At 67.8% G+C, this 22,533-nt stretch carries 26 protein-coding genes; 11 read left to right on the top strand and 15 right to left on the bottom strand.

Features of this window, described 5'->3' with window-relative positions; all coding sequences use genetic code 11:
- Nucleotides 1-3: 3 nt before the first annotated feature.
- Together ACSFBM_RS15140 and ACSFBM_RS15135 are read right to left on the bottom strand one after the other, a co-directional pair.
- Nucleotides 4-684, bottom strand: a complete 681-nt coding sequence (locus ACSFBM_RS15140; RefSeq protein ID WP_435437008.1) for an SCO family protein — start codon at nucleotides 682-684, stop codon at nucleotides 4-6.
- On the bottom strand, nucleotides 671-1,522 hold the full coding sequence (locus ACSFBM_RS15135) for an SURF1 family protein (protein ID WP_435485064.1): 852 nt from the start codon (nucleotides 1,520-1,522) through the stop codon (nucleotides 671-673). The genes ACSFBM_RS15140 and ACSFBM_RS15135 overlap by 14 nt, the downstream gene beginning before the upstream one ends.
- A 27-nt stretch (nucleotides 1,523-1,549) precedes the next feature.
- Here ACSFBM_RS15135 and ACSFBM_RS15130 point away from each other — a divergent pair, with 27 nt between their 5' ends.
- Nucleotides 1,550-1,780 carry a twin transmembrane helix small protein gene (locus ACSFBM_RS15130; protein WP_435437006.1) on the top strand — a complete coding sequence of 77 codons (231 nt, stop codon included), beginning with the start codon at nucleotides 1,550-1,552 and terminating at the stop codon, nucleotides 1,778-1,780.
- Nucleotides 1,781-1,854: 74 nt separating this feature from the next.
- On the opposite strand, the gene ACSFBM_RS15125 is transcribed toward ACSFBM_RS15130, so the two are convergent.
- The 8 genes from ACSFBM_RS15125 to ACSFBM_RS15090 form a co-directional block, all read right to left on the bottom strand.
- Nucleotides 1,855-2,736 carry a cytochrome c oxidase subunit 3 gene (locus ACSFBM_RS15125; protein ID WP_435437005.1) on the bottom strand — a complete coding sequence of 294 codons (882 nt, stop codon included), beginning with the start codon at nucleotides 2,734-2,736 and terminating at the stop codon, nucleotides 1,855-1,857.
- A gap of 70 nt (nucleotides 2,737-2,806) precedes the next feature.
- The gene (locus ACSFBM_RS15120; protein WP_435485063.1) at nucleotides 2,807-3,028 is read right to left on the bottom strand and encodes a DUF2970 domain-containing protein; all 222 of its coding nucleotides are present in this window, start codon (nucleotides 3,026-3,028) and stop codon (nucleotides 2,807-2,809) included.
- Nucleotides 3,025-3,651, bottom strand: a complete 627-nt coding sequence (locus ACSFBM_RS15115) for a cytochrome c oxidase assembly protein (RefSeq protein ID WP_435437003.1) — start codon at nucleotides 3,649-3,651, stop codon at nucleotides 3,025-3,027. Before ACSFBM_RS15115 ends, ACSFBM_RS15120 begins: the two co-directional genes overlap by 4 nt.
- A gap of 37 nt (nucleotides 3,652-3,688) precedes the next feature.
- The gene (locus tag ACSFBM_RS15110) at nucleotides 3,689-3,802 is read right to left on the bottom strand and encodes a cytochrome oxidase small assembly protein (RefSeq protein WP_286516058.1); all 114 of its coding nucleotides are present in this window, start codon (nucleotides 3,800-3,802) and stop codon (nucleotides 3,689-3,691) included.
- Nucleotides 3,803-3,821: 19 nt separating this feature from the next.
- Complete coding sequence (gene ctaD, locus ACSFBM_RS15105; RefSeq protein ID WP_435437002.1) at nucleotides 3,822-5,462, bottom strand: cytochrome c oxidase subunit I; 1,641 nt, start codon at nucleotides 5,460-5,462, stop codon at nucleotides 3,822-3,824.
- A 43-nt stretch (nucleotides 5,463-5,505) separates the two neighbouring features.
- Nucleotides 5,506-6,684, bottom strand: coding sequence for a cytochrome c oxidase subunit II (gene coxB / locus ACSFBM_RS15100; protein ID WP_435485062.1), 1,179 nt, complete (start codon nucleotides 6,682-6,684; stop codon nucleotides 5,506-5,508).
- A gap of 61 nt (nucleotides 6,685-6,745) precedes the next feature.
- Nucleotides 6,746-7,222: a DUF2244 domain-containing protein gene (locus ACSFBM_RS15095; protein WP_435485266.1), complete on the bottom strand. Its 477-nt coding sequence runs from the start codon at nucleotides 7,220-7,222 to the stop codon at nucleotides 6,746-6,748.
- Between the two features lie 225 nt (nucleotides 7,223-7,447).
- Nucleotides 7,448-8,371, bottom strand: a complete 924-nt coding sequence (locus ACSFBM_RS15090) for a class I SAM-dependent methyltransferase (RefSeq protein WP_435485061.1) — start codon at nucleotides 8,369-8,371, stop codon at nucleotides 7,448-7,450.
- 22 nt (nucleotides 8,372-8,393) lie between these two features.
- Here ACSFBM_RS15090 and ACSFBM_RS15085 point away from each other — a divergent pair, with 22 nt between their 5' ends.
- From ACSFBM_RS15085 to ACSFBM_RS15075, 3 genes are all read left to right on the top strand, one after another.
- Nucleotides 8,394-9,128, top strand: coding sequence for a phosphoribosyltransferase family protein (locus tag ACSFBM_RS15085; RefSeq protein WP_435485060.1), 735 nt, complete (start codon nucleotides 8,394-8,396; stop codon nucleotides 9,126-9,128).
- A 31-nt stretch (nucleotides 9,129-9,159) separates the two neighbouring features.
- Nucleotides 9,160-9,621, top strand: coding sequence for a tRNA (uridine(34)/cytosine(34)/5-carboxymethylaminomethyluridine(34)-2'-O)-methyltransferase TrmL (trmL, locus tag ACSFBM_RS15080; protein WP_435485059.1), 462 nt, complete (start codon nucleotides 9,160-9,162; stop codon nucleotides 9,619-9,621).
- Between the two features lie 138 nt (nucleotides 9,622-9,759).
- Nucleotides 9,760-10,053: a DUF4148 domain-containing protein gene (locus tag ACSFBM_RS15075; protein WP_435485058.1), complete on the top strand. Its 294-nt coding sequence runs from the start codon at nucleotides 9,760-9,762 to the stop codon at nucleotides 10,051-10,053.
- Between the two features lie 18 nt (nucleotides 10,054-10,071).
- On the opposite strand, the gene ACSFBM_RS15070 is transcribed toward ACSFBM_RS15075, so the two are convergent.
- Together ACSFBM_RS15070 and ACSFBM_RS15065 are read right to left on the bottom strand one after the other, a co-directional pair.
- Nucleotides 10,072-10,542, bottom strand: a complete 471-nt coding sequence (locus tag ACSFBM_RS15070; RefSeq protein ID WP_435447364.1) for a MaoC family dehydratase — start codon at nucleotides 10,540-10,542, stop codon at nucleotides 10,072-10,074.
- 72 nt (nucleotides 10,543-10,614) lie between these two features.
- On the bottom strand, nucleotides 10,615-11,235 hold the full coding sequence (locus ACSFBM_RS15065) for a nucleotide-binding protein (protein ID WP_435436994.1): 621 nt from the start codon (nucleotides 11,233-11,235) through the stop codon (nucleotides 10,615-10,617).
- A 96-nt stretch (nucleotides 11,236-11,331) separates the two neighbouring features.
- Between ACSFBM_RS15065 and kefF the strand changes: the two genes are divergently transcribed.
- Nucleotides 11,332-12,057 (top strand): glutathione-regulated potassium-efflux system oxidoreductase KefF, encoded by a 726-nt coding sequence (kefF, locus tag ACSFBM_RS15060; protein ID WP_435485057.1) that lies wholly within the window; start codon nucleotides 11,332-11,334, stop codon nucleotides 12,055-12,057.
- Nucleotides 12,058-13,917: a glutathione-regulated potassium-efflux system protein KefC gene (gene kefC / locus ACSFBM_RS15055; RefSeq protein WP_435485056.1), complete on the top strand. Its 1,860-nt coding sequence runs from the start codon at nucleotides 12,058-12,060 to the stop codon at nucleotides 13,915-13,917. It begins immediately after the preceding gene.
- 13 nt (nucleotides 13,918-13,930) lie between these two features.
- Here kefC and ACSFBM_RS15050 read toward each other — a convergent pair whose 3' ends face one another.
- A complete protein-coding gene (locus tag ACSFBM_RS15050) occupies nucleotides 13,931-14,881 on the bottom strand; it encodes a M14 family metallopeptidase (RefSeq protein WP_435485055.1) in 951 nt (316 codons plus the stop codon).
- Nucleotides 14,882-14,885: 4 nt separating this feature from the next.
- Nucleotides 14,886-15,881: a Bug family tripartite tricarboxylate transporter substrate binding protein gene (locus ACSFBM_RS15045; protein WP_435485054.1), complete on the bottom strand. Its 996-nt coding sequence runs from the start codon at nucleotides 15,879-15,881 to the stop codon at nucleotides 14,886-14,888.
- Between the two features lie 124 nt (nucleotides 15,882-16,005).
- Between ACSFBM_RS15045 and ACSFBM_RS15040 the strand changes: the two genes are divergently transcribed.
- Complete coding sequence (locus ACSFBM_RS15040; RefSeq protein ID WP_435485053.1) at nucleotides 16,006-16,893, top strand: MurR/RpiR family transcriptional regulator; 888 nt, start codon at nucleotides 16,006-16,008, stop codon at nucleotides 16,891-16,893.
- Here ACSFBM_RS15040 and ACSFBM_RS15035 read toward each other — a convergent pair.
- On the bottom strand, nucleotides 16,882-17,775 hold the full coding sequence (locus ACSFBM_RS15035) for an amidohydrolase family protein (RefSeq protein WP_435485052.1): 894 nt from the start codon (nucleotides 17,773-17,775) through the stop codon (nucleotides 16,882-16,884). The two genes, ACSFBM_RS15040 and ACSFBM_RS15035, sit on opposite strands and share 12 nt — an antisense overlap.
- A gap of 104 nt (nucleotides 17,776-17,879) precedes the next feature.
- Here ACSFBM_RS15035 and ACSFBM_RS15030 point away from each other — a divergent pair, with 104 nt between their 5' ends.
- The 4 genes from ACSFBM_RS15030 to ACSFBM_RS15015 are packed head-to-tail and all read left to right on the top strand — an operon-like array spanning nucleotide 17,880 to nucleotide 22,520.
- On the top strand, nucleotides 17,880-18,653 hold the full coding sequence (locus ACSFBM_RS15030) for a crotonase/enoyl-CoA hydratase family protein (RefSeq protein ID WP_435436990.1): 774 nt from the start codon (nucleotides 17,880-17,882) through the stop codon (nucleotides 18,651-18,653).
- Nucleotides 18,654-18,708: 55 nt separating this feature from the next.
- Nucleotides 18,709-20,559: a feruloyl-CoA synthase gene (locus tag ACSFBM_RS15025; protein ID WP_435485051.1), complete on the top strand. Its 1,851-nt coding sequence runs from the start codon at nucleotides 18,709-18,711 to the stop codon at nucleotides 20,557-20,559.
- Between the two features lie 22 nt (nucleotides 20,560-20,581).
- Nucleotides 20,582-21,346 (top strand): SDR family NAD(P)-dependent oxidoreductase, encoded by a 765-nt coding sequence (locus ACSFBM_RS15020; protein WP_435485050.1) that lies wholly within the window; start codon nucleotides 20,582-20,584, stop codon nucleotides 21,344-21,346.
- 37 nt (nucleotides 21,347-21,383) lie between these two features.
- Nucleotides 21,384-22,520, top strand: a complete 1,137-nt coding sequence (locus ACSFBM_RS15015) for an ABC transporter substrate-binding protein (RefSeq protein ID WP_435485049.1) — start codon at nucleotides 21,384-21,386, stop codon at nucleotides 22,518-22,520.
- Nucleotides 22,521-22,533 lie beyond the last annotated feature (13 nt).

Below are 22,533 nucleotides of genomic sequence, written 5' to 3'. Positions count from 1 at the left end.
GTCTCAGCGGCCCGGTTCGTCCCACGACGCGGAGGCGCGCAGCAGGCGGTCGATGTCGCGCTTGGCGCGGCTGGCGCCGGCCGCGTCCATGCGGGCGGGGAAACGCATCATCCAGTTGCCCATCGGGTCGACCACGTAGAGGTGCTCGGCCAGGGTGTGGCCCGACACGGGTGCCAGCCATTTGGCGATCTGGTCCGCCGGCACGCGCAGCACGGTCGCACCGCGCAGGCCGTTGTCCAGCCGGTCGGGCACGGGGGCGGCGTCGCTCACGAGCCAGACGCGGTCCATGCGGTCTTTTTCGCGGCCCAGGCTTTCGCGCAACTGGCGCTGCAGGTACAGCTGCTGCTCGCACAGCGCATTGCAGGCCGCGTCGGCCACGGCCACCAGCAGCCATTGGCCCTTGAGCGTGGCGAAATCGACCGGTGCGCCGTTGCGGTCGAGGGCCGTCAGCTTCGGCAACTCGTGCTGCGGATCGATCAGTTCGCCGTACACGCTGCGGCCTTCGGGCCGGATCACGTAGTAGGTGAAGTACGAGGCAATGACCGGCGCCGCGCACATCAGCATCACGGCGATCATCTTCCAGCGCCCGACGACCGTGCGCCGGCCCTCGGCCCCGTCGAGCGCTTGGTTGGGCGACGGCATCGAATGCACCGTCAGGCCCAGCGGCTCGTCAGAAGCGGCCATTGCGTGCGCGGCGCCTTGAGCGGAGGAAGGGTGTGATGAATTGGAACCAGGCATAGAGGATGACGACGAGGGCCGACAGGCCGAACCACTGGAATGCGTAACCGTAGTGCCGCTCCAGGCCCAGCGCCGGAGCCGGCCAGTCGCGCTGCAGGCCCTCGGAGGCCGCACCGGTCTGCTGCAGCGACACATCGGTGCGCAACGGCTGCTTGGTCTCGGCGCGGAAGGCCTCCAGGTCGAGATTTTGCCGGATGGGCGAATACCCTTCGACGGCCGGTGTCGGGGCGAGCGGCGCGGAGGCCGCCGCGGCGGGCGCCGAAGCACCAGCCGCCGGGCCGGTCGCGGAAGTGCCCAGTTCCAGCAGATGGCTCGGCGGCGCCTCGATCAGGCCCGTGACCTCCACGATGCCCGCGGGCGTCTCGACCGCGCCCAGTTGCGTGCGGTCGACGAAATTGCGCTGGATCCAGCCGCGCTGCACCATCACCGTCTGCTCGGTGCCTTCGAGTGCAAAGGGTGTCAGCACATAGAAGCCAGGCGTGCCGTGCATCTGGCGGTTGTCGAGGTACACCGTCTGCGGCGTCAGCCAGAGGCCGCGCAGACGCACGGGGCGGTGCAGCGCGTCGGTGGCCCGGTCCATGGCCAGGAACTCGGCCTGGGTGAGCGGCGGCTTGAGCTTCTGCGCGTCGATGTTGGCCTGGAGCGCTTCCTTCTGGGCCGCACGCGAAAGCTGCCAGCGGCCGAGCGACACAGTGGCCCCCAGCGTCAACACGGCAGCAAGGGTGATCACCCAGAAACGGCCGGGGCGGCGCCGTTCTTCGGGATACAAGGGTTCGGGAGTCACTGGATGAGGCGAGGCCTGCGGCCGATAATGCGGGTCATGAAATATTTCGTCGCCCTGGTGTTCGTGGGCATCTTCGCGAGCCTCGCGTTCGCCCTGTACTTCATGCTGAAGGACGGGCGCGACGGGCGCGCCAAGAGCGGCGGCATGGCGCGCGCCCTCACCTTTCGGATCGGCCTGTCGGTGTTTTTGTTCCTCTGCATGCTGCTCGCCTGGAAACTCGGCTACATCCAGCCCACCGGACTCCCGGTCGGCAAGTAGATGGTGCTCGTTCCACGAGAACCATGAAAAAGGCGCCTTCCGGCGCCTTTTTTGTGGAATGCCGCGAGGTTCGCTCAAAGCCAGTAAACCAGCATGTAGAGGCCCAGCCAGACCACGTCCACGAAGTGCCAGTACCAGGCTGCGCCCTCGAAGCCGAAGTGGCGCTCCGGCGTGAAGTGGCCCTTTTGCAGGCGCAGCGTGATGAACAGCAGCATCAGCATGCCGATGAACACGTGCAGGCCGTGGAAGCCGGTCAGCATGAAGAAGGTCGAGCCGTAGGTGCCCGAGCTGAGCTTGAGGTTCAGTTCGGTGTACAGGTGGTGGTATTCGTAGCCCTGCACGCCCAGGAAGACGATGCCCAGCAGCACGGTGAGCCACATGAAGCGGATCGTCTGTGCACGGTGGCCGGCACGCAGCGCGTGGTGGGCGATGGTGAGCGTCACGCCCGAGCTGAGCAGCAGCGCGGTGTTGATCGTGGGCAGCCAGAACGGGCCGACCGTCTGGAAGGGCTCGACGATGCCGGCCGGCGAACCGGTGACACCGGCGGCAACGCTGGGCCACACGGCCTTGAAGTCGGGCCAGAGGATCGCGTTGTCCAGGCTGCCGAGCGTGGGCAGCGCGTGGGTGCGGGCCCACCACAGCGCGGTGAAGAACGCGCCGAAGAACATCACTTCCGAGAAGATGAACCAGCTCATGCTCCAGCGGAACGAGAGGTCGATCTTGTGGCCGTACTGGCCGCTCTCGCTTTCGCCGATGGCCGTGCGAAACCACACGAACAGCGTGCCGAGCCAGACCACCATGCCGACCAGCAGGGACCATGCGCCCCACTCATGGCCGTTGATCCATTGCGCAGCGCCCAGAATCACGAAAAACAGCCCGATCGCGGCCGAGACCGGATAGGCCGAAGGTCCGGGCACGAAGTAGTAGGGCGTGGTGCCGTGGGTGGTTGAACTCATATCAGCTCCTGGCTTTCTTTCTTCTCGGGATTCAATGGATTCTGCGCGTCGCGGGTTTCTTGCTTGTTCGTCAGGCCGCGGCCACATGGCGCACCAGCAACACCAGCCCCAGCACGAAGACGATCACGGCCACGAACGCCACCGCGATGATGTGCAGCGGGTTCAGCTTGCCCAGGTCTTCCTGGTAGGCGCTGTTCTTGCGAACGCCGAAGAATGACCAGCCCACCGCCTTCACCGTGTCCCACAGCGAAGCCTTCGGCCGGGGCCGGAGCGGGTCGGACGGATCGGTCACGAACGCGGCTCATCGGCGGTGTTCGAAACGGCGGCCACCGGGGCCGCGGGTGTCTTGCCGCCCACCTCGAAGAAGGTGTACGACAGCGTGATGGTCTTCACGTCCTTGGAAATCTTGGGGTCGATCACGAACGCGACCGGCCACTGCTTCTTCTCGCCCGGCTCCAACGTGTACTGGTTGAAGCAGAAGCACTCGAGCTTGTTGAAATACGGCGCGGCCTGCTGCGGCGCGTAGCTCGGAATGGCCTGCGCGGCCATGCGGCGGTTCTGCACGTTCTGGAACTCGTACATCACCGTGTTGAGCTGGCCCGGGTGCACCTGCAGCGTCCGCTCCGCAGGCTTGAAGTCCCACAGGCCGCCGCGCACGTTCGAGTCGAACTCCACGGTGATGGTGCGGGTCATGTCGACCTGCGTGTTGTCGGGCACGCGCACATTCTTGCCGCCGCTCGCGCCGCCCGGCACCTCGAGCTCGGAGAGCGCGAGGATGTTGATGCCGGTCATCTCGCAGATCGCGCGGTACATCGGCACCAGCGCATAGCCGAAAGCAAACATGCCGCAGGCCACCACGGCCAGCTTGCCGACCATGCGGACGTTGGCGCGCCGGATGCGTTGACCGAGGCTCATGCGTGTGCTCCCGTTCGTTGCGTGCGTGACTGGCGATTCAGCGACCGCTGAACCAGACCATGCGAACGATGAAGCCGACGAAGAACACCACGGCAATGGAAGCCAGCGTGAGCCCCATGCGGCGGTTATTGCGTTTCTGCTCGGGTGTCATCGTGCTTTGAGTTCTTCGATCAGCCGATCACCTTGGTGGCGGTCGCGTCGAGCTTGGGCGGGGTTTCGAAGGTGTGGAACGGGGCCGGCGACGGCACTTCCCACTCGAGGCCCTCGGCGCCTTCCCACGGCTTTTGCGCAGCCTTTTCGCCCTTGCCGCGCATGGTGGGCAGCACGACGAACAGGAAGAAGTACACCTGCGCGAACCCGAAGAAGAACGCACCGACCGACGCCACGGCGTTGAAGTCGGCGAACTGCATCGGGTAGTCGGCATAGCGGCGCGGCATGCCCGCCAGGCCCAGGAAGTGCATCGGGAAGAAAGTGACGTTGAACGAGATCAGCGACCACCAGAAGTGCACCTTGCCGCGCGTTTCGTTGTACATCACGCCGGTCCACTTGGGCACCCAGTAGTAGAAGCCCGAGAACATCGCGAACAGCGAGCCGGCCACCAGCACGTAGTGGAAGTGGGCCACCACGTAGTAGGTGTCCTGCAGCTGCGTGTCGATCGGTGCGACCGCCAGGATCAGCCCGGTGAAGCCGCCCATGGTGAACACGAAGATGAAGCCGACCGCGAACAGCATGGGCGTCTCGAAGGTCATCGAGCCCTGCCACATCGTGGCGATCCAGTTGAAGATCTTCACGGCCGTGGGCACCGCGATCAGCATGGTCGCGTACATGAAGAACAGCTGGCCGGTAAGTGGCATGCCGGTCGTGAACATGTGGTGCGCCCACACGATGAACGACAGGATGGCAATGGACGAGGTCGCATACACCATCGAGGCGTAGCCGAACAGGCGCTTGCGGGCGAAGGCCGGCACCACCTGGCTGATGATGCCGAAGGCCGGCAAGATCATGATGTAGACCTCGGGGTGGCCGAAGAACCAGAAGATGTGCTGGTACATCACCGGGTCGCCGCCGCCGGCGGGGTTGAAGAAGCTGGTGCCGAAGTGGCGGTCCGTCAGCGTCATCGTGATGGCGCCGGCGAGCACGGGCATCACGGCGATCAGCAGGTAGGCGGTGATGAGCCAGGTCCAGCAGAACATCGGCATCTTCATCAGCGTCATGCCCGGGGCGCGCATGTTGAGGATGGTGACGATGATGTTGATCGAGCCCATGATCGAAGACGCGCCCATGATGTGCATCGCGAAGATGCCGGCGTCCATCGAGGGGCCCATCTGCAGCGTGAGCGGTGCGTACAGGGTCCAGCCGGCCGCGGGTGCGCCGCCGGGCATGAAGAACGAGCCCACCAGCATCAGCGCCGCGGGAATCAGCAGCCAGAAGCTGAAGTTGTTCATGCGCGCGAACGCCATGTCGGAGGCACCCACCTGCAGCGGGATCATCCAGTTCGCAAAGCCCACGAAGGCCGGCATGATGGCGCCGAACACCATGATCAGGCCGTGCATGGTGGTGAACTGGTTGAACAGTTCGGGGTTCACCAGTTGCAGGCCGGGCTGGAACAGCTCGGCGCGAATCAGCAGCGCAAGCACGCCGCCCACCATCAGCATCGTGAAGCTGAACAGCAGGTAGAGCGTGCCGATGTCCTTGTGGTTGGTCGCGAACACCCAGCGGCGCCAGCCGGTGGGCGCGTGGTGGTCGTGATGCTCGTCGTGTGCGTGCTCGCCGTGGGGGGCATGACCGTGGGGGTCGAGGACTGCGCTCATGTCGTTGTTCCTTGCAATTTCTTCTTCGCGGGGCGCTGCCGTATCACTTGCCGCGCAGGGCCTGCACTTCGGCCGGCTGCACCAGCTGGCCCGTCTTGTTCGACCAGCTGTTCTTGGTGTACGTGGCCACAGCCGCGAGGTCGGTATCGCTCAGTTGCTTCCACGACGGCATGGCGCCGTTGTTCTGGCCGTTGAGCAGCACGTGCAGCTGCACCGTGTGGTCGGCGTCGAGCACCTTCGGGTCGCCGTCGAGCGCCTTGATCGGGCCCGCGCCCTTGCCGTTGGCCTGGTGGCAGGCCGCGCAGTTGGCGGCGTAGACCTTCTCGCCGCGCACCAGCATGTCGGGCAGCGTCCAGACCTTGGTCGGGTCGTCGAGCTTGGCGGCGGCGACCTTGCGCTGATCGGCCACCCAGGCCGTGTAGTCGCTGGCGGAGACCACCTTCACGTGGATCGGCATGTAGGCGTGTTCCTTGCCGCAGAGCTCCTGGCACTGGCCATAGTAGTCGCCGATGGTCTCGGCGCGGAACCAGGTGTCGCGCACGAAGCCGGGAATCGCGTCCTGCTTCAGGCCCAGCTGCGGCACGGCGAACGCGTGGATCACGTCGTTGGCGGTGGTGATGATGCGGACCTTCTTGTTGACCGGCACGACCAGCGGGTAGTCGACCTTGAGCAGGTAGTCGTTGGGCATCACGCCCTTGGCGCCCGCGTCGGACATGGCGCGCTGCGAGCTGTCGAGCGTGGAGATGAAGGCCAGGCCCTCGCCTTCGCCGTTCAGGTAGTCGTAGCCCCACTTCCACTGGTAGCCCGTGGTCTTGATCGTGAGGTCGGCGTTGGTGGTGTCCTTCTGGGCCACCAGCACCTTGGTGGCGGGCAGCGCCATCACGATCACGATGAGGAAGGGCACGATGGTCCAGATGACCTCGACCACCACCGACTCATGGAAGTTGGCCGCCTTGTGGCCGACCGACTTGCGGTGCTTCCAGATGGAATAGAACATGACCGCGAACACGGCGACGAAGATGACCGTGCACAGGATCATCATGACCGTGTGCAGGAAATGCTGTTCCTGCGCGATCTTGGTGACGCCGATCGGAAGATTCAGCTGGCGAACCGAAGGGCCGCCGGGCAGATCGTTGACTGCGTGCGCCGCGCTGCTGAAAGCCGCGCCGGCCGCCAGCAACAGATTCGCCGGCCTGTACTTGTTGCGCCAAATGCTCTTCATCGTGTTCACGTTTCTTCAATTTTTTCGACAAACCCAACCGTGCGGCACTGCGCGAGCCCCCTCAGGCGCCGCGCAACGCCATGCGAATCTCGCGGGCCAGAGCGGCACGCAACTCCGGGCGCACATAGCGCCCCACCCTGACCGATCGACCCTGTCCCGAAACCTCGATCAGCGAGCGATCGCCGGTCTGCGGTTCGATCCGCACCTGGTGCGGAAGAAATTCAGTGCGCTCGTAGTGCCCGCCGTTCTCGAGCTCGACGACGAGGCGGCCTTCCTGCAGCGCGATCTTCTCGCCGTCGGTCGCATGCCGTGCATAGACCATGAACGCAAACCCGACGGCTGCCAATTCGAGCCAGGCAAAAGGCAGCACCAGCGGCGCACCGTGCAGCCAGAACACGGTGCCGATGCCGAGCGATACCACGCACAGCGAGGCGTAGAGCCAGCCCAGCTGGCTCGGCGTCACCGAGCAGTTCCGCTTCAGGAACCAGTGGATGTTCTGGCCTGAAACAGTGGCAAATCGAAACACGGAATTCGACACGGGCGAGTTCAGCAAATCGGTGCGTCGACGGTTGCCAAACCCCTCGTACAAACAGGATCCGACACCCCTCGTTCACGGGACAGTACCCGCGAGTTCCACGCAACGGCGGATTGTAGCGGGTAGATACCTGCGCCCGGGTGCCCTGTGGGACGCCTACGGGTCACTACTAGTAGGCAAAAAACGGCTTGTGCGACAGGCATTTACCGCTCTCTTCTGCAGCCGCGGTCAGGCGCCCGGACGACCCCGTTGCAGCATCGAGCGCATCTCGCGCAGCGACACCGCGCTTTCGGCCGCCAGCGACACGCGCGGCGCCGGCTTGAACGCGTGGCCATAGATGACCTCGAAGGTCAGCGCGATGCGCCCGTCGCCTTCCCTGCCATCGTCGGCCGGCGCGAGTTCGGGCAGCGCCTTCTTCAGTGATTGGTGCCAGGCCTTGCCGCGCAGCCCCGCGAAGCGCGCCGGGTGCAGGTTGCGGCCCAGCCCGCGCAACTCGGCCAGCGCCGCCTCGGGCGTGGCCCAGGTCAGCACGATGCGCTCCATGTCCATCACCGGTTCGGCGAAGCCGGCGTGCACCAGCATGTCGCCCCAGTCGTGCATGTCGGTGTACTCATGGCCGGCGGCCGGCCAGCCCAGGCGGGCGTGCAGCGCGCGCAGCTCGCGAACGGTGTCGGGGCCGAGGCAGGAGAACATCAGGAAGCCGTCGGTCGCCACCAGCTTGTGCCAGTGCGAGATCAGCGCCTCGGGGTCGGCCGCCATGTGCAGCGACATGTTGGCCCAGAGCAGGTCGACGCCTTCTTCGGGCGTGGCGTCGAAGCGCGCCTTGCCGCCCTGCCAGCGGCGCGCGCTCCACCACGGGGCGCTCAGCGCCTGCGCGGTCGCGGCGGCCAGCGCGGGCTCCGGCTCGATGACGAACGACGCGGCGTCCTTGTAGCGGCGGGCGACCAGCTCGTGGGCTTCGAGGCCGCCGCGCAACGGCGTCCAGTCGGCCCAGGTGCGCGGCTGGGCCTTGATCCATTGCAGCCGGTCTTCCATGCGGCGGCCGATTTCCTCGTGCAGCCAGGGGGAGCCGTCGGCAGGCGCGAGCCGGCGCCAGCGGGCGGCCGCCGCGGCATCGATGGTCGGCGGTCGTCTTGTGGGGTCGGTGGCCATGGGGCCGTGAGTATATTGAGACATGCTCAGCCATCGGGCCCTGTGGCCTTTATTGCCTTCACGGCCTTTCACCGCCCTGCTTGCCCGGCTGCCCAGCCAGTGCGCGGTCTGCCGCGCCTGGCCTTCCCGACCGGTCTGCGACGCCTGCGTGGCCCGCTTCGCCCCGCCCGCCGCGCGGTGCGGTGGCTGCGCCTTGCCGGTGCCTGAAGGCGTGAGCCGCTGCGGCGACTGCGTGAAGCACCCGCCGCCGCTGGACGCGTGCCTTGCCGCCTGCACCTACGCGTGGCCCTGGCCCGATGCCATCGCCGGCTTCAAGTTCCGAGGCGACGCGGGCTGGGCCGGCCCGTTCGCCACCCTGCTGCGCAGCGCGCCGTGGGTCGAGCCGGCGCTGGAACAGTGCGACATCGTGCTGCCCATGCCGCTGGCGCCCGCGCGGCTGCGCGAGCGTGGTTTCAACCAGGCGCTCGAACTCGCCCGGCGGCTGTCGCCCGCCAAGACCGACCCCACCCTGCTGCTGCGCACCCGCGACACGCCCGCCCAGAGCGGCCTCGCACGCGCCGAGCGCCTGCGCAACCTGAGCGGCGCCTTCGCGGTCGAACCCCTGCGTGCGGAAAAAGTACGGGGCAAGCGCATCGTGCTGGTCGACGACGTGATGACCAGCGGCGCTTCGCTCTTCGTCGCGGCCGAGGCACTGCGGCTGGCCGGCGCGGCGCACATCACGGCCGTGGTGCTGGCCCGCACCGATCCGCCGCGCTGAACGGCTTGTGCGGCCCACCGACAATGGGCGCATGTTCCATATCGTCCTGGTCCACCCCGAAATTCCGCCGAACACCGGCAACGTGATCCGCCTGGCGGCCAACACCGGTTGCACGCTGCACCTGGTCGAGCCGCTGGGCTTTTCGATGGACGACCGCCTGCTGCGCCGCGCCGGGCTCGACTACCACGAGTACGCCGAAGTGAAGCGTCACGCCGACTGGCCCGCCCTGCTCGCCGCCGAGCAGCCCGCGCCCGAGCGCATGTTCGCCCTGACCACACGCGGCACACGCGCCGTGCACGACGTGCGCTTCCAGCCCGGCGACTGGCTGGTGTTCGGCTCGGAGACCAGCGGCCTGCCGCCCGAGTTGCGCGACGGTTTTGCCGACCCTCAGAAGCTACGGCTGCCGATGCGCGAGGGCCAGCGCAGCCTGAATCTCTCCAATGCGGTGGCGGTCACCGTGTTCGAAGCCTGGCGGCAAAACGGCTTCGGCTGACACCTGGAAACAAAGTCGCATCCCGTGGGGAGGGTCGCAGCGCATCCGATCGGCGGCGCGCGCCGTATGAACAGACATGCCGGCCCCAAAGCGAGCCGGCATTCGGTCCCTTCAACGCTTTTTCACAGGAGTCTCACCATGAACGCCAAGTCGATTGCCTTTGCCGCCTTCGCCACGCTCGCCTTCGCCGGCGGCGCCCAGGCCTTCCAGGGAGAACAGAACCCGCTGCCGCCCCAGCCCTTCCAGTCGACGCTGTCGCGCGCGCAGGTTCAGGCCGATGTGCGCCAGCCCTTCAAGGTCAGCAACGGCGGCACCGGCGCGCTGCAGGCCCGGGACGGCAGCACCGACCGCGGCACCGTGCGCCAGAGCGCGCTGGGCATCACCCGCCAGGGCGCAGCCACCTACGGTGAAGTGACCGACCGCCGGATGTAAGACAGGAAGACCTCCGCCTCAGCGATAGCGGCGCGCCACCGACTCTGCCACGCAGGCCGGCTTGGCGGCGCCTTCGAGTTCGATGGTGGTCTCCCAGGTCATCTGGAAGCCATCGTCGGCAATCGGCTCCGAGCTCAGCAGCTTCATGCGTGCGCGCAGCCGTTTGCCCACCGGCACCGGCGACATGAAGCGCACCCGGTTCATGCCGTAGTTCACGCCCATGCGCGACTCGACCACCTCGATCGCCACCTCGAAGAACTTCGGCAGCAGCGACAGCGTGAGAAAGCCGTGCGCAATCGGCCCGCCGAAGGGCCCGGCCTTGGCCCGCTCCACGTCGACGTGGATCCACTGGTGGTCGCCCGTCGCCTCGGCGAACTGGTTCACCTGCTCCTGCGTGATGGTGATCCAGTCGCTCACGGCGACTTCCTGGCCGACGCAAGCGGAGAGGTCCTGAAGGGTCTGGAATGTCTTTTTTGTCATGCGGGGCATTCTGGCGCGTGGCCTGTGCGGCCGGCTGTCGGGCTCGCGACAAGCGGGCTCAGGGAAAACCGGGGGGCACCTTCAGGCGTCGAGCCAGTTGCAGACGGGTTGCCACTGCGCCAGGTCGCGCTGCACGCGGCCGGGCGCAATGTCGAACACCGTGAGCCCGCGCGCCGCGAGCTGCACGTAGTTCTGCGTGTCGCGCAGCTCGCCGATCACCGGCACGCCCAGCCCCGCGATGAATTCGTGCAGCCGGTCGGCAGCCAGCGTGCGCGCGTTCACGCGCATGCCGACCAGGCCGATCTTCGTCTTCTCGGCGCGGCGGCTCTCCAGCAGCCGGTCGAGGAAGTCGCGCGTCGCGTAGATGTCGAAGATGCTCGGCTGCAGCGGCACGATCACCCGGTCGGCCAGCGCCAGCACCTCCTTGAAGCGCCAGCCGTGCAGGCCGGCCGGCGTGTCGAGCACCGCGTGCGTGGTGCCGCGCGGCGGCCGCACCACCGTGCTGTCGCCCGAGGCCTCCCAGGTGGCGATGGGCCGGGCCTGCGGCGGACGCAGCCCCAGCCAGAGCCGCGAAGACTGCTGCCGGTCCACGTCGCCCAGCATCACGGCGTGGCCGCGGCTTGCGAAATAGCCCGCAACGTTCGTTGCGATCGTCGACTTGCCTACGCCACCCTTGGGGTTGGCGACCAGAACCACCGGCATAGCGCTCTCCTCCAGAACTGGGAACGGGCTCCATGGTAGTGGCTGCCCCCCGTTTTTTGCCCGGCAAGCCCGCCGCGACTGCGCTATGTTCGCGGGATGACTACAACAACATCCATGGGAAACCCCGCCGTGCAAAGCAGCGGCGTCTACGTGCTCGCCGCCCACCCGCACTGGCGCGACTCCCGCGTCAACCGCCGCATGCTGGCCGCCGCCCGTGCCGTGCCGGGTGTGGACGTCAACGACCTGTACGGCAGCTACCCCGACTACGCCATCGACGTCGAGGCCGAGCAGGCCCGGCTCGCCAAGGCCAGCCTGGTGGTGCTGATGCACCCGATCCAGTGGTACTCGATGCCCGCGCTGCAGAAGCTCTGGCTCGACGACGTGCTCGCCTACGGCTGGGCCTACGGCCCTGGCGGCAACGCGCTGCAGGGCAAGGACCTCTGGCTGGTCGCCACCACCGGCAGCCCCGAGGCCAGCTACCACCCGCAGAACTACCACCGCTATTTCTTCGACGCCTTCCTGCCGCCCTACGAGCAGACCGCCGCGCTGTGCGGCATGCGCTTCCTGCCGCCGCTCATGTTCCACGGCGCGCGCAGCGCGCCCGAGGCCGAGGTCGCCTCGCACGTCGAAACCTTCGCCCAGCGCCTGGGCAGCTACCCCGCATGGCCCGAGATCGAGGAGATCGACGCCTGCGTGGCCTGCCCCGTGCCCGAGAGCGACCGGCCGGCCGAGCCGGAGCACATCGACAAGATCGTCTCCAACGCCTTTCATGCGGCCATCACCCACGGGCTGGCAAGCGTCTCTGCAAGCAAGGCGGCCTGAATGGAACACGCACCCGCCTGGCTGACCAGCAGCCTGATCTACCTGGGCGCCGCCGTGCTGGTGGTGCCGCTGTCGAAGTTCCTCGGGCTCGGCTCCATCATCGGCTACCTCGTGGCCGGCATCGCCATCGGCCCCTGGGGCCTGGGACTCGTGTCCAGCGTGGAAGACGTGTTGCACTTCGCCGAGTTCGGCGTGGTGCTGATGCTGTTCCTGGTCGGCCTCGAACTGGAGCCCAAGCGCCTGTGGAACCTGCGCCGGCCCATCTTCGGCTGGGGCGCCGCGCAGGTGCTGAGCTGCGCCGCCGTGCTGTTCGCCGCGGGCTGTGCCGTGGGCGCCGAATGGCGCGTGGCGCTGGTGGCCGCGCTGGGACTGGCGCTGTCGTCCACCGCCATCGCGCTGCAGGTGTTCGGCGAGCGCAACCTGCTGAAGACGCCCAGCGGCCAGGCCGGCTTCTCGATCCTGCTGTTCCAGGACGTGGCCGCGATCCCCATCCTGGCGCTGCTGCCGTTGCTGGCCGGCGCCACCGCGGCCGAGCAGGCCATCACCGGCCTGGACCGGGCGCTGGAGGCGGCCAAGATCATCGGCGTGATCGGCGGCATCATCCTCGGCGGCCGCCTGCTGCTGCGCCCCGTGCTGCGCTGGATTGCGCGCAGCAACACGCCCGAGATCTTCACCGCCGCCGCCCTGCTGCTGGTGGTGGCCATCGCCGCGCTGATGCAGCTGGTCGGGCTGTCGATGGCGCTGGGCGCCTTCCTCGCCGGCGTGCTGCTGGCCGAGAGCGAGTACCGGCGCGAACTGGAAACCGACATCGAGCCCTTCAAGGGCCTGCTGCTGGGGCTGTTCTTCATTGCCGTGGGCATGTCGATCAACTTCGGCGTGCTCATCGCCAGCCCCTGGATCATGGCCGCGCTGGTGGTCGGCTTCATGGCCATCAAGCTGGTGGTGATCTACGCGCTCGCCAAGGCGATGGGCATCGCCTACCAGGAGCGCCCCGTGTTCACGCTGCTGCTTGCGCAGGGCGGCGAGTTCGCCTTCGTGGTGTTCCAGGCCGCGGGCCCCGACGTGCTGCCGCCCGAAATCACCTCGCTGCTGATCGGCGGGGTGGCGCTGTCGATGCTGCTGTCGCCGCTGCTGCTGGTGCTGCTCGACAAGTTCGTGCTGCCGCGCTACAGCCGCAACAACGGCCCGCAGCTGGAGGAAATCTCGGAGCAGCAGGACGCCAAGGTGCTCATCTGCGGCTTCGGCCGCTACGGCCAGATCGTCGGGCGCATGCTGATGTCGCAGGGCCTGCGCGTGACCGTGCTCGACCACGACGCCGACACCGTCGAAGGCCTGCGCCAGTTCGGCTTTCGCGTGTTCTACGGCGACGCCACGCGGCTCGATTTGCTGCGCACCGCGGGCGCGGGCTCGGCCAAGGCCATCGTGGTGGCGGTGGACGACATCGAGCAGTCGCTGGACATCGTCGACCTGGTGAAAGAGAACTTTCCGCAGGCCCGCATCATTGCGCGGGCGCGCAACGTGACGCACCTGTTCCAGCTGCGCGACCGCGGCGTGACGGATGTGGAGCGCGAGGTGTTCGAGTCGTCGCTGCGCAGCGCCCGCTCGGTGCTCGAAGCGCTGAACTGGCCGGCGCACGAGGCGCGCGAATCGACCATGCGCTTTCGCCTGCGCAACCTGAAGCTCACCGACGAGATCTATCCGCACTACAAGGACCGCGCCAAGCTCATCGCGGCCAACAAGGAAGGCCGCCAGCAGTTCGAGGAACAGATGGCGCGCGAGCGCGAGGAGCGCCAGAAGCGCTCGGGTCGCGACTGGGACCGCCTCGAAGAAGACGAGCCGTCGGCGGAGCAGAGGCCCTGACGGGCGCCGGGGCCTAGACCGCCACCGTCAGGTACACGCCTTCGCGCCCGACCAGTGCGGCGCGCGTGGGCATGAAGATCGTGCAGTCGTCGCAGGGCGAGCGAATTTCCTGGCCTGCATCGACGGCGATCAGCTCGCCCTTCTGGAAGGTCTCGAAGCCGAGCACGGGCCGGGCGAAGGCAAAGCCCTCGGTCTTGACCATGTGCACTTCGAGCAGCCGGAAGCGGCGCGCGGGCGCCCTTGCCGGTGCGGCCGGCAATGCGTCGACCAACCCCAGGTGCGCCAGGAAACGCAGCGTCACATCGGTGGCCAGGTCGGCCGCCGACTGGCTGAAATGCTGGCCGCACTCCACCACCAGCGCGCCGCCGTCGACACCGGCTTCACCATGCCGGCCATACGCCGTCACACCCGTGCCCGGAGCGCCGCCCACGGGCATCACCAGGTGCACCAGCGGGTTGCCGATGGCCAGCGCCAGCCCCGCGTTGCGCTCGAACTCCGGGTACACCCAGAAGGGCTGCACCGGCGCGCGCGTCGAGTGGATGTCCAGGATGTAGTCGGCCGCGTCCAGCACAGGCCGCAGTTCGCGCGCGCGGCGCAGCTCGGGGCTTTGCTGCGCGCCGTCGAGCATGGCGGGCGACCAGATGCGGTTGAGGTTGTGCACCAGTTGCCGGTTCTCGTAGGGCCGCTCGATGTCGAAGGCCTCGTAGGCCTCGACGTTCGCGAAGCTCACGGTGAGCGTGCCGATCTTGGGGCGCACGCCCGCATCCAGCAGGTGCGTGGCCGCGACCATGCCGCAGATCTCGTTGCCGTGCGTCAGCGCGGTCACCAGCACGTGCGGCCCGGGCAGGCCCGATGCGAAGCGGTGCACGTAGTCGATGCCGGTGTTGCCCTGCCGGTAGGCCGAGATGTCGCGCGGCAGCACCTCCAGCGGCGCGGTATCGGGAGCGAACGATGTGTCGGTCATGGCGTCACTCGCCCCGGATGCCGGCGCGCCGGACCATCTCGCCGTAGACCACGAGCCGCTCCGACATCATGGCCGTGAACTGCGCGGGCGTCTGCACCTCGGGTGTGAGCGAGCCGCGCGACAGCAGCGCCTCGGCCATGGCCGGCTGGTCGGCCACCGAACGCACCGCCTTGTGCAGCGCGGCGATGACCTCGGGCGGCGTCTTCGCGGGCGCGGCCAGGCCGATCCACGAGGTGGTGTTCAGCACCGGGTAGCCCAGCTCGGCGAAAGTCGGCACGTCGGGCAGCGCCGCGACGCGCGTCGGCGACGCCACCGCCAGCGCGCGCAGCTTGCCGGCCTGGATGTGCGGCAGGAAGGGCGCGAGGTTGTCCAGGCCGAACTGCACTTCGTTCGAGATCAGCGCGGTCACCAGCGGACCGCCGCCGCGGTAGGGCACGTGCGTGGCATTGAGCTGCAGCTGCGACTTCATCAGTTCCACGTTGAGCTGGCCCATGCTGCCCGGCCCCGCGCTGCAGAAGTTGAGTTCGCCCGGGCGCGACTTCACCAGCGCGACGAACTCCTTGAAGGTCTTTGCCGGCACCGCGGGGTTCACCAGCAGCACGTTGATGGAGCGCGCCAGCTGGCTGATGGACGCGAAGTCCTTGATCGGGTCGTAGCCCGGGTTGGCCTGCGTGAGCGGGTTGGCCAGGTGCGAGCTTTGCGACGACACCACCAGCGTGTAGCCGTCGGGCTTGGCGCGCGACACCTGTGCGCTGGCAATGGAGCCGCCCGCGCCGGCCCGGTTGTCGATGACCACCGGCGTGCCGAGCGCCTTCGACAGCGGATCGGCGTACAGCCGCGCGATCAGGTCCACCGAGCCGCCCGCCGGGAACGGCACCACCAGCGTGACGGGGCGCGACGGCCAGGCCTCGGCCCGCGCCGCCAGCGGCAGCAGGGCGGCAAGACCGGCGCCGAGCATCGTGCGGCGGCGCAGGGCGGGAACGGTGAAGGTGGAATTCATGGGGCGTCCTGATGCGGTGGGTCCGGTTTAAAAGTGCGATCATTGTTGCAAGACGATTTCATTTTTGCAATACATACTGCAAAATTGGGGCCGACCTCTCTTGGCATGCAGAATGCCCGCGACCATGAATCTGAATCAACGCATCTCGGGCTACGGCAAGAAGCTCACGAAAAGCGAGCGGCTCCTGATCGCGGAACTGCAGGCGCAGCATCCGCAGGGCCTGCTCGAATCTGCAACGAGCCTTGCAAGAAAGGTCGGCACCAGCGCCTCCACCGTGGTGCGGCTGCTCGCCAAGCTGGGCTACGAGAGCTATGCGCAGGCGCAGATGGAAGCCCGACTGGAAGTCACCGCGCTGCTGGCCTCGCCCGCCGCGCGCGCCAGCGCCGGCATCGAGGGGGACGCCTCCATCCGCACCTGCCTGGACAACGCGCTGCTGCACGACCAGCACAACCTGGCCGCCACTTTCGCCGCGCTCGACGTGGGTGCGTTCGAAGGCGCGGTGCGGCTGCTCACGCAGCGCAAGGTGCGTGTGCACGTGCTCGGGCAGCGGCACGGCGCGCAGCTGGCCAACCATCTGGCCCTGCACCTGAACATGTGCCTGCCCGACGTGCGCTCGATGACCTCGGCGAGCCCGCTGCTGCTCGAAGACCAGTTGCTGTGGATCGACGAACACGACGTGCTGCTCACGCCCACCTTCAGGCGCCACTCGCTGGCCATCGTGCGCACGGCCAAGTACTTTCGCGACAAGGGCGCGAAGGTCATCGTGATGACCGACGGGCCGACGGCGCCGGCGGCCGCATCGGCCGACCACCTGCTGCTGGTGCGCACGTCGAGCGCATCGCCGTTCGACTCCTACACGGCGGCGCTCTCGGTCTGCAATGCGCTGATCACCGCGGTGGCGCAGCGCCGCAAGAAGGAACTGGGCGTCTCGCTCCAACGCTACGAGGCCCTGACCGAACACCACTGGAACGACGCCGCCGACCCGGCGCGCCGCGCGGGTTCAGGGCGCTGAAGCCGCCGGAGCCACCGGCTTGTCCAGCCCCAGCAGGCGCACCGCGTTGCCCTTCAGGATGCCCGGCATCACCTCGGGCTTGAAGCCGGCCACCTCGAAGTCGCGCATCCAGCGGTCGGGGGTGATCAGCGGGTAGTCGCTGCCGAACAGGATGCGGTCCTTCAGCAGCGTGTTGGCGTACTGCACCAGCTGCTTCGGAAAGTATTTCGGGCTCCAGCCCGACAGGTCGATCCACACGTTGGGCTTGTGCGTGGCCACGCTCAGCGCCTCGTCCTGCCAGGGAAAGCTGGGGTGGGCCATGACGATCTGCATGTCGGGGAAGTCGATGGCCACGTCGTCCAGGTGCATCGGGTTGCTGTACTCCAGCCGCAGGCCGCCGCCGCAGCGCATGCCCGAGCCGATGCCGCTGTGGCCGGTGTGGAAGATGGCCGGCAGGCCGTACTCGGCGATCACCTCGTAGATCGGCCAGGCCATCTTGTCGTAGGGGTGGTAGCCCTGCACCGTCGGGTGGAACTTGAAGCCCTTCACGCCGTGCTGCTCGATGAGCCGGCGCGCCTCGCGCGCGCCCATCTTTCCCTTGTGCGGATCGATGCTGGCGAAGGCGATCATCATGTCGCTGTTCTTCTGCGCGTGCTCCGCGATCTCCTCGTTCGGGATGCGCCGCCGTCCCATGTTCGACTCCGCGTCGACCATGAACATCACCAGCCCGATCTTTCTTTCACGGTAGTACGCCACGCTCTCCGCAATGGTGGGCCGGCCGCTGGAGCCGAAGTACTTGTCGGCGGCGCGGTCGTACTCCTCGCCGTAGTTGTCGAACGGGTTCCAGCAGCTCACTTCGGCGTGGGTGTGGATGTCGATCGCGATCAGGTTCTGATGGTCCATGTCGTTGTCTCCGGTACGGGTAAGTCCCTAGGGAATGGGGGCCTCAAGTGCCTTGAATTGATTATTTCTCATAACCATAATCCAACGCAACCCCGAACACCATCATGACCAATCCAGACCTTCACATCGAGATCAGCGACGAAGTCGCCATTGTTCGCCTCACACGCGGTGCCAAGCGCAACGCACTGTCCGACGGCCTGATCCTCGCGCTGCGCAACACCTTCGAGACGCTGCCGTCCACCGTGCGTGCCGCGGTGCTCGACGGCGAAGGCCCGCACTTCTGCGCCGGCCTCGACCTGAGCGAACTGAAGGAGCGCGACGCCGGCCAGGGCCTGCAGCACTCGCGCATGTGGCATGCCGCGCTCGACCTGATCCAGCACGGGCCGGTGCCGGTGGTGGCCGCGCTGCACGGCGCGGTGGTCGGCGGCGGGTTGGAGCTGGCCAGCGCCTGTCACATCCGCGTGGCCGACAGGAGCACCTTCTATGCGCTGCCCGAAGGCTCGCGCGGCATCTTCGTGGGCGGCGGCGGCTCGGTGCGCATTCCCAAGCTCATCGGCGTGGCGCGCATGACCGACATGATGATGACCGGCCGCGTCTACAACGCCGAGGACGGCGAGCGCGCCAACTTCGCGCAGTACCTGGTCGACGAAGGCACCGCCTTCGACAAGGCCCTGGAACTCGCCAGGCGCATCGCCACCAACGCACCGCTGACCAACTATGCGCTCATGCACGCGCTGCCGCGCATCGCCGAGCAGTCGGCCGACCACGGCTTCTTCACCGAGGCGCTGATGGCCGGCATCGCGCAGGCCGCGCCCGAAGCCAAGGAGCGCGTGCGCGACTTCCTCGAAGGCCGCGGCGCCAAGGTGAGCAAGGGATGAGCGCCGCACGGCCGCCCGAAGCCACGCAGTGGCGAAGCATGGGGGAGACTTTCAAATGACCGTTCGATACCGCCCGCTGGCCTTCGGCGTGACGCGCGCCACCCTGCGCGACGGCGCGCCGGGCACGCAGTACCTGAAGGCCGAGACGCAGCTCGAGGCCTACCGCGACCGCATGACCGACCGGTTGCAGCACTGGGCCGACGCCACGCCCGAGCGCACCTTCATCGCCCGCCGCGAACGGCTGGCCGACGGCAGCACCGGCGACTGGTTGCGCGTGAGCTACGCGCAGGCACTGCAGAAGGCGCGCGGTATCGGACAGGCCCTGCTGGACCGGGGCCTGAACGCCGAGCGCCCCGTGGCCATCCTGAGCGAGAACGGCATCGATCACGCGCTGCTCGCGCTCGGCTGCCTCTACGCCGGCGTGCCCTACTGCCCCGTCTCGCCGCCCTACTCGCTCGTGAGCCAGGACTTCGAAAAGCTGCGCCACGTCTTCGACACGCTGACACCCGGCCTGGTGTTCGCCACCGACGCCGCGCGCTACGGCCGCGCCATCCGGGCGGTCGTGCCGGCCGGCACCGAAGTCGTGATCGCCGAAGGCACGCTCGAGGGCCGCGCCGTCACCTCGTTCGACGCGCTGGCCTCGACGCCCGCCACGCCCGCCATCGACGAAGCGATGCGCGCCACCGGCCCCGACACCATCACCAAGTTCCTCTTCACCTCGGGCTCGACCAAGATGCCCAAGGCCGTGATCAACACGCACCGCATGTGGTGCGCCAACCAGCAGCAGCTGCGCCAGTCGATTCCCGCGCTGGGCGATGAGCCGCCGGTGCTGGTCGACTGGCTGCCCTGGAACCACACCTTCGGCGGCAACCACAACGTGGGCATCGTGCTGGACAACGGCGGCACGCTCTACGTGGACGACGGCAAGCCCACGCCCGGCGGCATGGCCGAGACGCTGCGCAACCTGCGCGAGATCGCGCCCACCATCTACTTCAACGTGCCCACCGGCTTCGAGGCCATCGCACAGGCGATGGAAACCGACGCCGTGCTGCGGCGCAACCTGCTGTCGCGCGTGAAGATGTTCTTCTACTCGGGCGCGGCACTGTCGCAGCCCGTGTGGGACAGCCTGCACAAGACGCAGGAGTCCGAAGTGGGCGAGCGCATCGTCATGGGCACCGGCCTGGGCATGACCGAGTCGGGCCCCTTCGCGCTGTACGTGACCGGCCCCGACGTGAAGTCGGGCGACGTGGGCCTGCCCGCGCCCGGCATCGAGCTCAAGCTGATCGACGTCGACGGCAAGACCGAGGTGCGCTACCGCGGCCCCAACATCACGCCCGGCTACTGGCGTGCGCCCGAAGCCACGGCCGAGGCCTTCGACGACGAAGGCTTCTTCTCCACCGGCGACGCCGTGAAGTGGATCGCCGACGACAACATCCACCGCGGCCTGCGCTTCGACGGCCGCATCGCCGAAGACTTCAAGCTCGCCACCGGCACCTTCGTGAGCGTGGGACCGCTGCGCGCGAAGATCATCGCGGCCGGCTCGCCCTACGTGCAGGACGCGGTGCTCACCGGCATCAACCTGAAGGAAGTCGGCGCGCTGATCTTCCCGACGCAGAAGGTGCGGCAACTTGCAGGCCTCGATGCGAACGCGCCGATGCAGCAGGTGCTCGAAAGCGCCCCCGTGCAGGCGCACTTCCAGCAGGTCGCCAACGACCTGGCGGCCATGGGCACCGGCAGCGCCAACCGCATCGCGCGGCTGCACCTGATGGCCGAGCCGCCGTCCATCGACAAGGGCGAGGTGACCGACAAGGGCTCCATCAACCAGCGCGCGGTGCTCAAGCACCGCGCCGCGCTGGCCGATGCGATGCACGCGGGAACCCTGCCTTTCACCCTCACACCGCGCTAGACATTCCAGGAGACCACACACCATGAAGATCGAAGGACAAGCCGCTCTCGTCACCGGCGGCGCATCGGGCCTGGGCGAAGCCACCGCACGCGAGCTCGCGCGCCTGGGCGCCAAGGTCGCCGTGCTGGACCGCAACGCCGCGCTCGCAGAGAAAGTGGCTGCCGACATCGGCGGCGTCGCCTGCGTCTGCGACATCACCGACACCGACAGCGTGAACGCCGCGCTCGACAAGGCCGAGGCCGCGCACGGCCCCGCGCGCATCCTGATGAACGTGGCCGGCATCGGCAGCGCCAAGCGCATCGTCGGCAAGGACGGCAACCCCGCGCCGCTCGACGACTTCGTGCGCGTGGTCAACATCAACCTGATCGGCGGCTACAACATGGCGCGCCTGTTCGCGGCGCGTTGCGCCAAGCTCGCCGCGCTCGACAACGGTGAAAAAGGCGTGATGCTCTTCACCGCATCGGTGGCAGCCTTCGACGGCCAGGTGGGCCAGCAGGCCTACAGCGCCTCCAAGGGCGGCCTGGTCGGCATGACGCTGCCGATGGCGCGCGACCTCGCGCAGCACGCCATCCGCGTGTGCACCGTGGCGCCGGGCCTGTTCGCCACGCCGCTGCTGCTGGAGCTGCCCGAGGCGGTGCAGCACTCGCTGGCCGCGTCCATTCCCTTCCCGCCGCGCCTGGGCAAGCCTTCGGAATTCGCCGAACTGGCCTGCCACGTCGTCACCAACGGCCACCTCAACGGCGAGGTGATCCGCCTCGACGGCGCCCTGCGCATGGCGCCGCGCTGAGCCTTCTTTCTTCCCGCTTCCACCTCAGGAGACAACGATGACCTTCAAGAAGACCACCCTGGCCGCCGTGCTGGCGCTCATTGCCATGGGCGCCGCCCATGCCGACATCACCATCGGCGTGGTGCAGCCGCTCACCGGCCCGGCCTCGGGCCTGGGAATTCCGGTGAAGAACGGCATCGCCATCTGGCCCAAGACCATCGCCGGCGAAACGCTCAAGGTGGTGGTGCTCGACGACGCCACCGACCCGACCACGGGCGTGAAGGACGCGCAGCGCCTGGTGACCGAAGACAAGGTCGACGTGATCGTTGGCTCCAGCGCCACGCCGGTCGCCATTCCGATGGCCGACGTGACGGCCGAAGCCGGCACGCCCCAGCTGTCGACCGCACCGGCCGGCCTGCCCCCGGGCAAGGACAAGTGGTTCTTCCGCCTGCCGCAGTCGAACGACGTGATGGCCTTCGCGGTGGTCGCGCACATGAAGAAGCAGAACGTGAAGACGGTCGGCTTCCTCGGCTACACCGACGCCTACGGCGAGCTGTGGCTCAAGGCACTCACCGCCGAAGCCGCCAAGAACGGCATCAAGATCGTCGCCACTGAGCGCTTCGCGCGTGCCGACACCAGCGTGACCGGCCAGGTGCTCAAGCTCACGTCGGCCAACCCGGACGCCATCCTCATCGTGGCCTCGGGCAGCGGCGCCGGCATGCCGCAGAAGGCGGTGATGGAGCGCGGCTTCAAGGGCAAGGTCTACCAGACGCATGCCGCCGCCACGCAAGACCTGATGCGCACCGCCGGGAAGGACGCCGAGGGCACCTTCGTGGTGTCGGGTCCGGCCACCGTGGCCGAGCAGTTGCCCGACAGCCACCCGTCGAAGGCGGCAGCCGTGGCCTTCGTGCAGGGCTACGAGAAGGCCTACGGCCCCGGCTCGCGCAACCAGTTCGCCGGCCACGCGGCCGACGCGCTCACGGTGCTCGAGAAGGCCGTCCCGGTCGCACTCAAGAAGGCCAAGCCAGGCACGCCGGAGTTCCGCGCCGCGCTGCGCGACGCGCTCGAAGGCATGGGCCGCACGGTGCTCGCGCACGGCGTGCTCAACTGGACTGCGCAGGACCACTGGGGCTACACGACCGAGACCGGCGTGATGCTCAAGGTGGTGAACGGCGCCTTCAAGGTCGAGCAGTAATCCTTCCTCGCAG

Origin of the sequence: Variovorax pasteuri (genome assembly GCF_051216435.1) — a bacterium.
Classification (GTDB): domain Bacteria; phylum Pseudomonadota; class Gammaproteobacteria; order Burkholderiales; family Burkholderiaceae_C; genus Variovorax.
Note: the sequence above shows the minus strand (reverse complement) of the source record. Positions and strands in the feature narration are given on the sequence as shown.

Bases quoted from the DNA above. Each gene is read 5' to 3' on its own strand.
- ACSFBM_RS15015 (WP_435485049.1), top strand. From the start codon at position 21,384: ATGACCTTCAAGAAGACCACCCTGGCCGCCGTGCTGGCGCTCATTGCC.
- ACSFBM_RS15065 (WP_435436994.1), bottom strand. From the start codon at position 11,235: ATGCCGGTGGTTCTGGTCGCCAACCCCAAGGGTGGCGTAGGCAAGTCG.
- ACSFBM_RS15085 (WP_435485060.1), top strand. From the start codon at position 8,394: ATGCTCAGCCATCGGGCCCTGTGGCCTTTATTGCCTTCACGGCCTTTC.
- ACSFBM_RS15115 (WP_435437003.1), bottom strand. From the start codon at position 3,651: ATGAGCCTCGGTCAACGCATCCGGCGCGCCAACGTCCGCATGGTCGGC.
- kefC (WP_435485056.1), top strand. From the start codon at position 12,058: ATGGAACACGCACCCGCCTGGCTGACCAGCAGCCTGATCTACCTGGGC.
- ACSFBM_RS15050 (WP_435485055.1), bottom strand. From the start codon at position 14,881: ATGACCGACACATCGTTCGCTCCCGATACCGCGCCGCTGGAGGTGCTG.
- ACSFBM_RS15020 (WP_435485050.1), top strand. From the start codon at position 20,582: ATGAAGATCGAAGGACAAGCCGCTCTCGTCACCGGCGGCGCATCGGGC.
- coxB (WP_435485062.1), bottom strand. From the start codon at position 6,684: ATGAAGAGCATTTGGCGCAACAAGTACAGGCCGGCGAATCTGTTGCTG.
- ACSFBM_RS15025 (WP_435485051.1), top strand. From the start codon at position 18,709: ATGACCGTTCGATACCGCCCGCTGGCCTTCGGCGTGACGCGCGCCACC.
- ACSFBM_RS15090 (WP_435485061.1), bottom strand. From the start codon at position 8,371: ATGGCCACCGACCCCACAAGACGACCGCCGACCATCGATGCCGCGGCG.
- ACSFBM_RS15035 (WP_435485052.1), bottom strand. From the start codon at position 17,775: ATGGACCATCAGAACCTGATCGCGATCGACATCCACACCCACGCCGAA.
- ACSFBM_RS15040 (WP_435485053.1), top strand. From the start codon at position 16,006: ATGAATCTGAATCAACGCATCTCGGGCTACGGCAAGAAGCTCACGAAA.
- ACSFBM_RS15140 (WP_435437008.1), bottom strand. From the start codon at position 684: ATGGCCGCTTCTGACGAGCCGCTGGGCCTGACGGTGCATTCGATGCCG.
- ACSFBM_RS15075 (WP_435485058.1), top strand. From the start codon at position 9,760: ATGAACGCCAAGTCGATTGCCTTTGCCGCCTTCGCCACGCTCGCCTTC.
- ACSFBM_RS15125 (WP_435437005.1), bottom strand. From the start codon at position 2,736: ATGAGTTCAACCACCCACGGCACCACGCCCTACTACTTCGTGCCCGGA.
- trmL (WP_435485059.1), top strand. From the start codon at position 9,160: ATGTTCCATATCGTCCTGGTCCACCCCGAAATTCCGCCGAACACCGGC.
- ACSFBM_RS15030 (WP_435436990.1), top strand. From the start codon at position 17,880: ATGACCAATCCAGACCTTCACATCGAGATCAGCGACGAAGTCGCCATT.
- ACSFBM_RS15110 (WP_286516058.1), bottom strand. From the start codon at position 3,802: ATGACACCCGAGCAGAAACGCAATAACCGCCGCATGGGGCTCACGCTG.
- ACSFBM_RS15045 (WP_435485054.1), bottom strand. From the start codon at position 15,881: ATGAATTCCACCTTCACCGTTCCCGCCCTGCGCCGCCGCACGATGCTC.
- ACSFBM_RS15130 (WP_435437006.1), top strand. From the start codon at position 1,550: ATGCGGGTCATGAAATATTTCGTCGCCCTGGTGTTCGTGGGCATCTTC.
- kefF (WP_435485057.1), top strand. From the start codon at position 11,332: ATGACTACAACAACATCCATGGGAAACCCCGCCGTGCAAAGCAGCGGC.
- ACSFBM_RS15070 (WP_435447364.1), bottom strand. From the start codon at position 10,542: ATGCCCCGCATGACAAAAAAGACATTCCAGACCCTTCAGGACCTCTCC.
- ctaD (WP_435437002.1), bottom strand. From the start codon at position 5,462: ATGAGCGCAGTCCTCGACCCCCACGGTCATGCCCCCCACGGCGAGCAC.